This window comes from Dyadobacter soli, assembly GCF_900101885.1.
Lineage (GTDB): Bacteria > Bacteroidota > Bacteroidia > Cytophagales > Spirosomataceae > Dyadobacter > Dyadobacter soli.
In genome coordinates this window covers 243344-256982 of record NZ_FNAN01000007.1, presented here as the reverse complement: position 1 = coordinate 256982, position 13639 = coordinate 243344, and the positions used below count along the sequence as shown (strand labels likewise).

General features: G+C 52.6%; 7 protein-coding genes. All 7 read left to right on the top strand.

Going from position 1 to position 13639, the window contains the following annotated elements; translation table 11 throughout:
* The first annotated feature begins 173 nt into the window (after nt 1-173).
* The 7 genes from BLQ88_RS13155 (at nt 174) to BLQ88_RS13125 (ending at nt 13547) form a co-directional block, all read left to right on the top strand.
* Nucleotides 174-3329 (top strand): glycoside hydrolase family 92 protein, encoded by a 3156-nt coding sequence (locus BLQ88_RS13155; RefSeq protein ID WP_090150356.1) that lies wholly within the window; start codon nt 174-176, stop codon nt 3327-3329.
* Between the two features lie 122 nt (nt 3330-3451).
* Nucleotides 3452-3964, top strand: coding sequence for a thioredoxin-like domain-containing protein (locus BLQ88_RS13150; protein WP_090150353.1), 513 nt, complete (start codon nt 3452-3454; stop codon nt 3962-3964).
* Between the two features lie 39 nt (nt 3965-4003).
* Nucleotides 4004-5962, top strand: a complete 1959-nt coding sequence (locus tag BLQ88_RS13145; RefSeq protein WP_090150350.1) for a 7TMR-DISM family protein — start codon at nt 4004-4006, stop codon at nt 5960-5962.
* A gap of 320 nt (nt 5963-6282) precedes the next feature.
* Nucleotides 6283-9249 carry a SusC/RagA family TonB-linked outer membrane protein gene (locus BLQ88_RS13140; RefSeq protein WP_229212686.1) on the top strand — a complete coding sequence of 989 codons (2967 nt, stop codon included), beginning with the start codon at nt 6283-6285 and terminating at the stop codon, nt 9247-9249.
* 12 nt (nt 9250-9261) lie between these two features.
* The gene (locus BLQ88_RS13135; RefSeq protein WP_090150347.1) at nt 9262-10728 is read left to right on the top strand and encodes a RagB/SusD family nutrient uptake outer membrane protein; all 1467 of its coding nucleotides are present in this window, start codon (nt 9262-9264) and stop codon (nt 10726-10728) included.
* An 80-nt stretch (nt 10729-10808) separates the two neighbouring features.
* Nucleotides 10809-12266 carry a glycoside hydrolase family 30 protein gene (locus BLQ88_RS13130; RefSeq protein WP_090150344.1) on the top strand — a complete coding sequence of 486 codons (1458 nt, stop codon included), beginning with the start codon at nt 10809-10811 and terminating at the stop codon, nt 12264-12266.
* Between the two features lie 96 nt (nt 12267-12362).
* Nucleotides 12363-13547 (top strand): helix-turn-helix domain-containing protein, encoded by a 1185-nt coding sequence (locus BLQ88_RS13125; protein ID WP_090150341.1) that lies wholly within the window; start codon nt 12363-12365, stop codon nt 13545-13547.
* The last annotated feature ends 92 nt before the right edge of the window (nt 13548-13639 follow it).

Below are 13639 nucleotides of genomic sequence, written 5' to 3'. Positions count from 1 at the left end.
GGAATCGTCCCTGAACTTTGTATATACAAAGTATATGCGCTATACTTGCGATGCGATTAGTTGTAACACCAGTTTTGTTAAATAGGCTGATTTATAGTGTCTTCGAATCGCGTTGCTGTGCAATACTTTGTATAAACATATTCATTTTCGAAAACCCGTTCAGTATCAGACCCATGAAAACCCGCTCAATCACAATTCCGTTTGTCGTTCTGCTATTGTCCACATTTTTCGGCGGGCAGGTTTGCGCGAAGGAGCGGACGATCTGGCAGATCGGGGAGGCTGATAATGCTCCGTCGGGCATGGCGCTTGCGCCGGGCGAATACAAGCGGTTTTTGGAAAAGGATTTTGGGTATGAAGATAATTTCTTCCTGGTGGGGCGTTCGGAGAGCCGGAAAGACTGGCCTTATGTGCTGCCCGGGCCGGTGAATGGCTGGGGCGGAACGGGCGGGACTTCCGGCATCAGGTCGCATTTCCTGACTGTTTTATTTGACATTAAAAAGAAACCGTCGTCGGGCAAATGGAAGCTTGTGGTAGATATTCTCGACACGGATTCCCTGCGCGCGCCGCTTTTCAAAGTGTTGGTGAATGGCAAATCCTGGGAGTTTAAATTGGCAAAAGGTTCCAGCTTTAAAGATCCCGGCAAGTTTGTGCCTAATCCGAAAGAACAGCTGGTGGCGATCGACATTCCGGCCGATCTGATCAAAACGGGTGTCAATGAAATCGTGATGACTACATTGCAGGGCGGCTGGCTTGCTTTCGACCAGGTGAAACTGGAAGGCCCCAAACGCGCCAAACTCGCCGCTCCGGGCGATGCGTTGCTGCGGGATGTGAAACCGGCCGATTACGAGTTGAATGCCGATGGAAAATTGATCCAGCCGCTGTTGGTTGATGTGACCCAGCTCCAAGGTGAGCCATTGGTGGAAGTGAAGCTCGACGGGGAAACGATTTTGTCCCAAAAAATAGAGCAGGACCGCTATATGCTCGAAGCGCCTATGCCAGCGGTCGAGCAGCCGGAATCGGGGAAATTTGAAGTTTTTGTAAATAAACAATTATACAAATCCGGGAAAGTCGGGCGGAGTAAGCAAAAGCTTAAAACGCCAGCCGGATATGTGAATACGATGTTGGGTGCGGGGCATTCTCGGTGGATGATCGCGCCGGGGCCCTGGATGCCTTTCAGCATGGTGAAGCTGAGCCCGGACAATCAGAATGGCGGCTGGCAGGCTGGTTACGACCCCACTTTCGAGTCGATCGGGACGTTCAGCCACATTCACGAATGGACGATGACCGGCCTCGGCATTTTCCCTACCGCCGGACCGCTGGAAACCAGAATCGGCGATCAGGCCGATCCCGATAGCGGTTACCGTTCACGGTTCGACAAAAGTACCGAGCAGGCGCCATTGGGTTATTACAAAGTAAACCTGACCGACAACGACATTACCGCCGAACTGACGGCGACCACACGTGCTTCATTCCAGAAATACACCTGGCAAAAGAGCGAAACCGGCCGGGTCATGGTCGACCTGCAAATTCCGACCGAATACGGCTACAAGATTAAAAAAGTAAAAATCGACAAGGTCAGCGACAAGCGGATCGAGGGGTTCAGCGAGCAGCTTTCACGGAATGTCTGGTCCGGCGGGATCGATCAGCAGTACACGGTACATTTCGTGATTGAATTTGATCAGCCGATTAAAAATTACGGCGTCTGGCTGAACGACGTCGTGAAGCAGCAAACCAACCTCGCCGCCGACAGCGCCCGTAATGCGGGGCTGTTCCTTGAATTCGATACAAAAACCAACAAATCTGTGCAGGTGCGCTCGGGTATCTCGTATGTGAGCGTGGAGAATGCTTCGCTGAACCTCAAAACCGAGATTTCCGACCCGTTCGGCTGGGATTTCGAAAAAGTGAGGGGCAACCAGGAGCAGGTCTGGAACGAGTTGCTGGGCCGCGTGGCGATTTCCAGCAACGACAAGCGCGAAAAGGAACGGTTTTACACCAATATGTACCGCTCGCTGAGCAGGAATATGTTCAGCGATGTGGATGGCAGCTGGCGCGACGCGTATGAGCATGTCAATAAATTTCAGAACAAGGACGATGTGGCGCTGGGCTGCGACGCATTCTGGAATACATTCTGGAACCTCAACCAGTTCTGGAACCTCGTCACGCCGGAATGGTCGAACCGCTGGGTGAAATCGCAGCTTGCGATGTACGACCGCGGCGGCTGGCTGGCGAAGGGCCCGGCGGGAATGGAGTACATTCCGGTGATGGTGGCCGAGCATGAAGTGCCCCTCATTGTGGGCGCCTACCAGATGGGCATCCGCGATTTTGACGTCAAAAAGGCTTACGAGGCTGTCCGCAAAATGCAGACTGTCCCTGCCGACACGGTCGGTGGCGGTCGGGCGGGTAATGAAGATTTGGTTACCTATCTGCAACACAAATACGTGCCTTACGACCAGGGCCGGTTTTCGAATACATTGGAATACAGCTTCGATGATTACTCCGTTGCCCAATTCGCCAAAGCATTGGATAAGCAGGACGATTACAAGATGTTCGGCGACCGGGCTACCTGGTGGCAGAATGTGATCGACCCGAAAACCGGATTTGCCCGTATGAAAGATGGAACCGGCAACTGGCTCGCCGATTTCGACCCGTTCAAGTCCGGTGCGAACCACCATTATGTAGAGGGAAATGCCTGGCAGCTGACCTTTTTCGTGCCGCAGGATGTGCCGGGCCTCGCGAAGAAGATCGGGGAAGGGGAGTTTGTCAAAAGGCTGGACTGGGGTTTTAATGAAAGCGTAAAATGGCGCTATAACGGGCCCAACGACCAGTATTGGGATTATCCGGTGGTGCAGGGCAATCAGCAATCGATGCATTTCGCGTTCCTGTTCAACTGGGTCAAAAAGCCCTGGCTGACCCAGAAATGGAGCCGCTCGGTGGTCGACCGGTACTATGGCCACGAGGTTTCGAATGCCTACCTGGGCGACGAAGACCAGGGGCAAATGAGCGCCTGGTTTGTAATGGCGTCGCTCGGATTGTTCCAGACCGACGGCGGTACGCGCGTCGACCCGATCTACGAAATCGGTAGCCCGATGTTTGAAAAGGCGGTGATCGACCTGGGACAGCAGTTTGGAAGAGGAAAGACATTTACGATCGAGGCAAAAAATACCTCCCGCAAGAATGTATACATCCAGCAAGCGACGCTCAACGGCCAGCCGCTGCAAAATTTCTGGTTCAATGCATCCGACCTGCTGAAAGGCGGCTCGCTCGTACTGGAAATGGGGCCGGAACCAAATACGAACTGGGGTACTACGGCGCTTCCCGCCAGCGAATAATTCGCCCCGGGGCCGACTTGAATAGAGCTTGCGTTTGTGCATTGGCACATTTTTCCTGGAAGCCGAAGTAGCACCAATCAGGTCACTTCGGCTTCTTTTTAATGTACCAAACCACATCCACTATGAGATCGTACCGCATCGCCCTGTTTTCATTCATTATGGGCATTGGCCTGCTGCCGTCGGCATTCGCACAGGAAGCCGAGGCTGAATTTCCTTCTGTTGAAATTTCCGACATGAATGGGAAAAATATCAACACGACCGCCATTACCCACCCGGATTCTAGCCTGCTTATCCTGACGTGGAAATCGGACGTAAAAAATTCGCTGCTTTGCCTGGATGCCATCTCGGCTATGAAGGACAAAATCGCCCAGAGTACCCGGACGAAGGTAATAATGATTAATTTTGACTCCACGCAGGACGTGCGCAACGCCCAAAGTACACTTAAAGAACATCAGTGGGGTTTCGTTAACTACCTGGACCCCAACGAGGAATTTAAAAAAGCGGCAGCGATTGACTATTTGCCGGTTGTTTTGGTCGTAAATCCGCAGAATAAAATAGCTTACCGCAAAGCGGCGTTCTACCTGGGAGACGAACAACTCGTTTTGGAAGCATTGAAAAAAATAAGCCCCAGGTGATTTCCGGTTAATGGCCGGCACCCTTAGCAGGATAAACGCATGGTCCATTTTCCAGATACCCATCATTTCGCGGATTACATCAGACGGGCCATTGTCGCGGCTTTGCTTGTCATGGGCGCGTTGGTTCCCGCATTGGCCCAGCGTGCCGTGACGGTGGCGGACGAGCAGGACCAGCATATTTTCACGGGAGAAGAAATTCAATTCCTGGAAGATACCGCCGGTGTGTACACTTTTGAGGACGTGCGGTCGCCTGCATTGAGCGGGCGGTTTATCAAAAGCACCACGAATACGCCGCAGAATTACAATCTCAAATCGACTTACTGGTTCAGGATCAGGATTAAGCACTATCCCGAGAGCAGCAAAAACTGGATACTGGAATTTTTTGACCAGACCATCGACAACATTACCGCCTACCTGCCCGACGGAAAAAGCGGGTATACCGAACGAAAGATGGGGGACGACCTGCCTTTCGAAAACAGGGAATACGCGCACAAAAACTTCGAAATCAATATCGCGAACGATGCGGCGTTCGAAGGGACGTACTATTTCCGTGTGAAATCCCACCAGACTGCCGATGCCATTATCGTGTTGCGGTCGGTGAACCGGTTTATCGCCTACGCGCTCGACGAGTACTTTATTTTCGGGATATTTTACGGTATGGTGCTGGTTTTCAGCTTCTATAACCTGATGATGTACCTCGCCGTGCGGCAAGTGCAGTATTTGTATTATGTATTGTACAACCTCTGCGTGGGGCTTTTCGAAATGTGCGTGGACGGCATTGCCTACCAGTACCTCTGGCCCAATGCACCCGAATGGAACCAGTACGCTTACGGTATTGCGCTGTACGGCATCAGTATTTTTGCATTGCAGTTCACGCGCACGCTGCTTTACACGCACAAGAAGGCGCCCGTGCTCGACCGGTTCATTATCTGGGTGATGGCGCTGCGTACGATCTTCTTCGGGATCTGTTTTGTGGTGGATACCAACTGGTTCAGTTATAAATTCGTAGAGCTGGTGCCGCTGGCGGTGGCTTTTTACACGGGGATTTACATTTACCGGCAAGGTTACCATCCGGCTCGGTTCTTTGTTTTGGGGTATGCGTTTCTTTCGCTCGGTTTCATTCATAAACTGTTGCTCATGCTGCACGTCGAGGGGCTCAATTTCGGCGTGATCACCTATTACAGTCTGAGTATCTGTTTTGTGATTGAAATGATATTCCTGTCGTTCGCGATCGGCGACAAGGTGCGCATTCTGAAAAAGAAAAAGGATAATGCGCAGCGGCAGATCATCCACCAGATGCGGCTTAACGAAAAGTTGAAGGATTCGCTGAACGTGCGGCTGGAAGCGGAGGTGGAAGAGCGGACGCGGGAGGTGCTGGAAAAATCGGCCATTATTGAGATCCAAAACCAGGAACTGACGCAGGTGAACGAGCTTCTCCAAAAGCAAAAGGAAGAAATCCTGCAAATGAACCTGCTGCTTGAAAAAGATAACGAAGCCCTGCATACGAATGTCGTGAAGGTGACGCAGGCAAGGGTGATGTCGACGGAGGTGGATTTTGAGGAGTTCAGCAAAATTTACCCGGATAACGACAGCTGTTTCCGGTTCCTGGCCGGTATGAAATGGGGTAACGATAGCGCCCGCGAACATTACGAATGCCGCAAATGCGGCCACGACCATTCCTTCCACGGGCATTCCCCATACAGCCGCCGGTGCGCCAAATGCGATTACGACGAGTCGGTGATCGCGCATACCATTTTCCAGAACACGCGCATTCCGATCAACAAGGCATTCTATATGGTCTTTTTGATTTACACTACCAAAGGAAAAATCTCTTCCCACAAGCTGTCGGAAATCCTTTCTATCCGGCAAAGTACCTGCTGGGCTTACGCAAGCCGCATCAAGAAGGTAATGCACGACCGGCGCAAGGAAATCGCCGCCTCGAAATCGGGAGAGGGGTGGAGCCTGCTGGTGCTGGAACATTCGCTCGAAGCCGTCTGACGCGTACATGGCGAATTCACGGTATTTCTTTCATTTTTGAGTAAAATTCTTACTTTTTTCGCTGACTAAACGGCGGTTTGCAGGCGTATCAGTCCTGCGATCGGCCCGTTGCCTAAAATCCTCGCGATGGCTTGTAAATCAGCGTAATTACTCCTTTTTTACTCCGGTGCTGAACCGTATCAAAATTAATGTAAGTATCTATTTTACAGATATTTACGTAAATTTTTCGCTATTGATTTATTCAAAGTATACCTACCTTTGTTCCCATGGAAATATCCAACAATTTATCCGATTAATTACCAATAATTCATTAACACTCTATGGGAAAGAGAATTACGATGTTCATTGCCATGATTTTCGCGGTAGCTAGCCTGGCGAATGCGCAGGATATTGTCGTGAAAGGTGTGATCAGGGATCAGCAAAACCAGACCTTGCCCGGTGCGAGCATTCTGGTGAAGGGGACGCAATCAGGTACTGTAACAGATGTAGACGGAAACTATTCGATCGGCGTGCCCAATGGTGACGCCGTGCTGGTGATTTCATTTATCGGTTACGAAACGCAGGAAATCGCCGTGGGCAACCGCACGCAAATCGACGTCACGCTCGGCGGTGACCTGAAAACCCTGAACGAGGTGGTTGTGATCGGTTACGGTACGCAAAAGCGCGGTGACGTGACGACCTCCATTGCCTCGGTAGATACGAAGGATATCGAAGAGCGGCCAATTTTGCAGGCCGCGCAGGCATTGCAGGGCAAAGCGGCGGGTGTGCAGGTGACGCAACCCTCGGGCAAGCCCGGCAGCGCATTATCCATACGTGTGCGCGGCGCTACTTCCGTGCAGGCGGGTAACGAGCCGCTGTACGTGGTCGACGGTGTGCCTACCATGGACACGCGCGACCTGAACGTGAATGATATCGAAAGCATTCAGGTGTTGAAAGATGCCTCTTCGGCGGCTATTTACGGTGCGAGGGCTTCCAACGGGGTCGTTATCGTGACTACCAAAAGAGGAAAGGCCAACCAGTCGCAGGTGAATTTTGCGGCCTATTACGGTATTTCGAATATGGCCAAAAAGATCAATGTGCTGAATCCGCAGCAATATGCCGACCTGATGAACGAAATGGGGCATAATGTGACCGTCGGCAGCCAGACTACCGACTGGAACAAGGAAGTTTTCACGACCGGCCACAACCAGAATTACCAACTCAACTTCTCAGGCGGTACCGACAAGAACCGGTATTTCGTATCCGGGGCCATTACCCAGGACAAGGGCATTATCCAGCCGGCCAGCTATAAGCGGTATTCGTTCCGGATGAACCTCGACAACCAGATCAAAAGCTGGTTCAAACTGACTACCAATGTCAGTTATGCCAATGCGAAGATCCGCGATGTGAAGGACAACAACAATGCGGGCCGGAACGCGGTGGTACTGGGCGCTTTGGGCGCTCCGCCAACAATGGGCATTTATTCGCAGGATTCGATCCGGGGTACAATTTTCTCCACCAATCCGCTCAAAGCCGGCTGGGACAACCCGCTCGCCGCGATGTTCGGGCCTACCCAGGCGGCGAAAGACAACCGCATTTTCGGTAATGTGGCGGGTGATCTGACCGTGGCAAAAGGCCTGGTGCTGCGTTCCAACTTCGGGATCGATTTCATGAACCATACCAACGACTACTACCTCGACCCATACCGCACGACCGAAGGCTGGGGAGCGAACGGTAGTACGCACGGGCTTGGTAATGCTACCCGCAGCAACTCGTTTACCTACCTATGGGAAAACACGGCGAACTACGAGAAGAAGTGGGACAAGCATGAGTTTTCGGCATTGACAGGAACGACTATCCAGAAAAATAACTGGAACAACTCCTACATGGCAGGCCGCGACTTCCCTGCCGACGGCGTAGTGAAAACGATGAATGCAGCCAACGAGATTACGGAAGCCTATACCGAGCAATCGGAGTGGTTTTTGAACTCGTACCTGGGGCGTTTGATGTATAATTTTGACAGCAAATACCTGCTGACGGCCAATTTCCGGGCAGATGGTTCGTCGAAACTGGCAAAGGGTAACCAATGGGGCTTCTTCCCGTCGGTGTCGGCAGGATGGCGCATTTCCGCCGAGCCGTTTATGGAGGACGTGAAGTTTATCAACGACCTGAAACTGCGCGGGGGCTGGGGACAAAATGGTAACCAGGAAGGGCTGGCAAATTACGCCTCGTACGGTTTGAACTCGTACACGCGCCGCACGCCTACGACCCCGCCTTCGGGCCCGGCCGTGACGCCGCCCACGTACGCGCCCAACCCCGATCTGAAATGGGAGACTACCACGCAAACCAACATCGGTATCGATTTGAGCATGTTGCAGGGCCGCGTGACTTTCACGGCGGATGCCTATTTGAAAAAGACCAACAACCTGCTGCTCAATGTGCCGCTGCCGAATACGAGCGGCTACACCTATATGCCGAGAAACTCCGGAAAGTTGGAAAACAAGGGACTTGAATTCGTATTGTCGACCGTCAATTTCGATAAGGCGGATTTCCAGTGGACGACTGATTTCAATATCGCATTCAACCGCAACAAGATCACCGAGTTGCAGTTGAGCAAAATCTACCGGTATGCCGATGTGGAAGGCCGGAGCGACCAGATCATCATTTTGCAGGAAGGCGCTTCGCTGGGTACTTTCTACGGTTACATTGCCGACGGCGTGAATCCCGAAACCGGCGATATGATCTACCGCGATGTGAATGGCGACGGCACTTTCTCGCCTTCCGACCGCACAATCCTGGGTTCGGCACAGCCTAAGTTTACCTACGGGATGAATAATAACCTTACTTACAAGAGTTTCAGCCTGTCGTTCCTCTTCCAGGGTTCGCAGGGTAACAAGGCATTCAATGCTTCGAGATTGGAAACGGAGGGGATGTATGACAGCAAAAACCAGTCGACCGAGGTGCTGCGGCGCTGGAAACAGGCCGGAGATGTGACCGATATCCCACGGGCAACCGATGGCAATGTCAATAACTCGCTGATTTCCTCTCGGTTCGTGGAAAATGCTTCGTTCCTGCGCATGAAGAGCGCTACGATCGCCTATGCGCTCAGCAAGGACCTCGCCTCGAAAATCAAGCTGAGCAGGGCGTCTGTTTACCTCACAGCGCAAAACCTGTTTACCATTACCAAATACAAAGGGTTTGATCCTGAGGTGAATGCATTTACATCGAGCGGCGCCACCCTGGGTATCGACTACGGTACTTACCCGGTATCACGTGCATTCGTAGCAGGTATCAATGTTTCGTTTTAATTCAGGAATTATATGAAAAAGAGCAATTATATAGCACTGGTACTGGGCGCGTCGGTATTGTTGCCCGCCTGCCAGGACCAATTGGATTTACAACCGGTTTCGCAAACCGTCGTAGGCGGAAGCGGTACCGGAACCGCGGGCTCGTCCATCAAGGATGCCGCCAGCGCCGAGGCTGCCCTGGCGGGTAGCTATGCGATCTTCAAAAACGGCTCCGCGGAATATTATGTGATGGATTACTTCATTCTCGGTGACGGACAGGCGGATAACTCCTACGCGGGCGCCGATAATGCGGCCTGGTTCGAGGTGGACGAGTTCAGGATACTTTCCACGAATGCCGTTTCCGCCAGGGACTGGCAGTATTTGTACAACCACGTAGCGAGCGCCAACTCGATCATCGCCAATGTGCCGAAGGTTCCCGACGCGTCGCTGTCGGCTACGCGGAAGGCGCAGATCGTCGGCGAGGCGAAATTCATCCGTGCGCGTGCCTATTTCGACCTCGTGCGGATTTTCGGGGATGTGCCATTGGTTGTGGACGAGCTGCCGACCATTACTTCCGAGAATGTGGAGGAAATATACGGCCAGCTTTACCCGGCCAGAAGTACTGCGGAGGAGGTTTACACGCAGATCTTGAAAGACCTCGACGAAGCTGCCCCTGCTGTTCCGAAAACCGGCCCGAACAAAATGACCGTAACCCCGGGCGCCGTGCACACATTGCAGGCAAAGGTGTACGCGACCCGCAAAGACTGGGCAAAGGTGAAGGAGAGCGCCGACAAGGTGATCGCATTGGGTTACACACTCATGCCGAACTTCGAGGACCTGTGGGACGGCAAGCATGAAAACAGCGCGGAAGCCATTTTTGAACTCAATTTCGAAGATTGGTCGACCGGCGGGAACTGGGGCTCATCCATGTTTTACGGCACCGACTGGAAGAAGTTCAATACGCCTTCCAATGACCTGCTGAAAGCTTACGACGACGAAAAAGACGTTGTACGCAAAGCCTCGACCATTTATACGGCCAATGTGACCGGCAAATGGTCGGACAAATACTGGGCATTGACGAAATTCCCATTCGCCTATAAAATGCGCAACACCGATGCGTCGCAGAACATTATCATGTACCGCCTCGCCGACGTACTGTTGCTGAAAGCGGAAGCATTGAACGAAACCGGCGACCTCGCAGGGGCCCGTACGCTCGTAAACCAGATCCGGACACGCGCCAAATTGCCTGCAACCACGGCAGCCGATCAGGCGGCGATGCGGCTGGCCATCGAAAAAGAACGCAGGTTGGAACTCGCATTCGAAGGACAGCGCTGGTACGATTTGCTGCGGACAGGCCGGGTAGTGCCCGTCATGGAAGCGGTGAAGGACGGTTCCGGCGCCAGCCTGAACTACAAACCGACCGAAAACAGGCTGGTATGGCCGATTCCCCAGGGAGAAATCGATAAAAATGGCAACCTGATCCAGAATAAAGGTTATTAAGCAAATCATGCACAGCCATGCCGGAATGCCCGGAGTGTACACGCTCCGCTTCCGGCATGGCTTCTCTTTTAACTCAACACATGAAAGATATCCTGATGGCAACGGTCGCCTGCCTGACCATTGCACTAACCGGCTGCTCGGCCGAAACGCCCGCGAAAAACGAGCCGACGCCCACCGACACCACTACGGCAAACAAAGTCGCGGTTTGGGTTACCAATGGCTCGCAGAGTAAGTTGTTCAAAAATGAGAATGCGCTCTCCGTCGTAAAAGCCGGTTCTGTTTCGCCGTCCGCGAACCTGATCAGCATTGATTTTTCGACCAAACTGCAAGAAATGGAAGGTTTCGGGGCGGCAATGACGGGTTCTTCCGCTTATTTGATTAATCAAAAACTCAATGCATCGCAGCGCCAAAACCTGCTGAAAGACCTTTTCGACCCGCAAAACGGGATCGGGATGAGCTACCTGCGGGTTACGATGGGCGCTTCCGACTTTTCGCTGGAAGATTTCACCTACAACGACCTGCCCGCAGGACAAACGGACGCCGCATTAAGCAAATTCTCCGTCGCGAAAGATCAGACGGACCTGATACCGGTCCTGAAATCGGTGGTGGCTTTGCAGCAGGGCATCAAGATCATGGCTACGCCCTGGTCGGCGCCAGCTTGGATGAAAACGAACGGAAAACTGGCCGGCGGAAGCCTCAAACCCGAATGGTACGGGGCATATGCCAATTATTTTGTGAAATACCTGGATGCTTACCAAAAAGAAGGAATCTCGATTGACGCGATTTCGGTGCAGAATGAGCCGTTGCACGAAGCGGCTTATCCTTCGATGGGCATGGATTCGGCAGCGCAGGGCAAGTTTATCGGGCAGCACCTCGGCCCGCTTTTCAAGTCGAAGGCGGTTAAAGCGAAAATCCTGCTGTACGACCACAACTGGGACCGTCCCGGATACCCGATCTCGATCCTGAACGACCCGCAGGCGAGCCAGTACGTGGCTGGATCGGCATTTCATGCGTATGGCGGTAATGTGTCGGCGATGAGCGAGGTACACGACCGTTTTCCGGACAAGGGCCTGTATTTCACAGAAATATCCGGCGGACGCTGGGCGACGAATTTCTCCGATAACCTGAAATGGAACATGTCCAATATCTTCATCGGAACGGTTAACAACTGGTCGAAGAATGCATTGCTTTGGAACATTGCGCTGGACGAGAACGACGGCCCGAAAAACAAAGGCTGTGATAACTGCCGCGGCGTGGTGACGATCGCCGCAGACGGCAGCGTTACCAAAAACGTGGAATATTACACGATTGCGCATATGTCGAAATTCGTGCGGCCGGGCGCATTCCGCGTACAATCCGGCAGGCTGAGTGCTTCCTCGCAGCTGGAACACGTCGCATTTCTGAATCCCGACGGGTCGAAAGTACTGGTTGTGTTGAACCAGGGAGGGGATAACAAAAAGTTTACCGTTTCCATCGGCGAAAATCAGTTCAACTACACCATCGACCCGAACGCGGTGGCGACGCTCGTTTGGAAGTAATGCAAAAAGTCTCCAATGGTCGTTCAGATTTTTCAAGCGGGAATTTCTAATTTACCTTCGAAAACCTGAGATTGGAAAGTCTGAACACCATTTGATATGTTGAACCTGATCGGGCTGACCATTACCTTTTTTCTGGCCGCCGTGCTGCTCGGCAAGCGCAGTAAAACGAATGCCGATTATGTGCTGACAGTATGGTTGCTGGTGATCGGTGTTCACCTCGGATTGTATTATTCGGTGGTAAGCGGCCGGTACCTCCGGTTTCCCTTCCTGCTCGGCGTTGAAATTCCCCTCCCGCTCGCCTACGGGCCGCTGCTATACCTGTATACCATTGAACTTACCCGTCCGGCCCGGCTGACCTGGCGGCGCCTCATTCATTTTCTGCCTGTTGCGCTGGCTTACCTGTTCGTGATGCCGTTTTACCGGTTGCCCACCGACCGGAAAATTTGGGTGTACCAGCACCAGGGCGAAGGTTTTCAAGACCAGCAGCTCATCTTGCTGATCACCATCATTCTTTCGGGCACGACTTATGCGCTGGCCTCCTGGATCGAGCTGCGGCGGCACCGCAAACGCATCGATTATCAATTTTCCAACACCGAAAAAATTAACCTGGCCTGGCTGAGGTACCTGATCGCGGGCATCTCGGTGATCTGGCTTACCATTTTCCTCGATAGTGAAGCCTATATTTTCGGCGCGGTGGTCGTGTTTGTATTCTTTATGGGCTATTTCGGAATCCGCCAAACGGGGATTTTTACGGACCAGCCCCGGCTGGCATTTGAGTGGGATAGGGCTCCCCATGCAATGGCTCACGTGCCTGCGCCTGCGCCCGCGAAGCAGGAGTCTGGCGGGGAAATGATCGTTGCGGACGAGGTGATTGAGCAAAATGCAACCACGGCAGGCAAATATGCGAAGTCCGGATTGAGCGAGGAACTTGGCCGTGCGATTCATCAAAATCTGGAAAACCTCATGGAACGCGAGCGGCTTTTTACCGACCCGGAGCTGACGCTGGCGGAACTGTCGGAAAAGCTCGGTACCAATGCGAACCATTTGTCGCAGGTGATCAATACCATCGAAGAAAAGAGTTTTTACGACTACATCAATGCGCTGCGGATCGCCGAATTCATCCGCATTGCCGCACTTCCGGAAAATCAGAAGTACACGTTGCTCCATTTAGCGCTCGAATGCGGGTTCAATTCCAAGACTTCTTTTAATCGTAACTTTAAAAAGCATACCGGCCTGTCGCCCAGCGAGTTTTTGACGCAGCGGCACATTAACCTGGAATGAAATGGCGCCGCCGGTACATTGAAACCTGGTTCCATCCTACACGCTGGGGCGATGCGCGGCACCCGGCATTTCATCTTTGCTGAAACTTTAAA

Coding starts and splice junctions, on each gene's coding strand:
- BLQ88_RS13145 (WP_090150350.1), top strand. CDS start 4,004: ATGGTCCATTTTCCAGATACCCATCATTTCGCGGATTACATCAGACGG.
- BLQ88_RS13130 (WP_090150344.1), top strand. CDS start 10,809: ATGAAAGATATCCTGATGGCAACGGTCGCCTGCCTGACCATTGCACTA.
- BLQ88_RS13135 (WP_090150347.1), top strand. CDS start 9,262: ATGAAAAAGAGCAATTATATAGCACTGGTACTGGGCGCGTCGGTATTG.
- BLQ88_RS13140 (WP_229212686.1), top strand. CDS start 6,283: ATGGGAAAGAGAATTACGATGTTCATTGCCATGATTTTCGCGGTAGCT.
- BLQ88_RS13125 (WP_090150341.1), top strand. CDS start 12,363: ATGTTGAACCTGATCGGGCTGACCATTACCTTTTTTCTGGCCGCCGTG.
- BLQ88_RS13155 (WP_090150356.1), top strand. CDS start 174: ATGAAAACCCGCTCAATCACAATTCCGTTTGTCGTTCTGCTATTGTCC.
- BLQ88_RS13150 (WP_090150353.1), top strand. CDS start 3,452: ATGAGATCGTACCGCATCGCCCTGTTTTCATTCATTATGGGCATTGGC.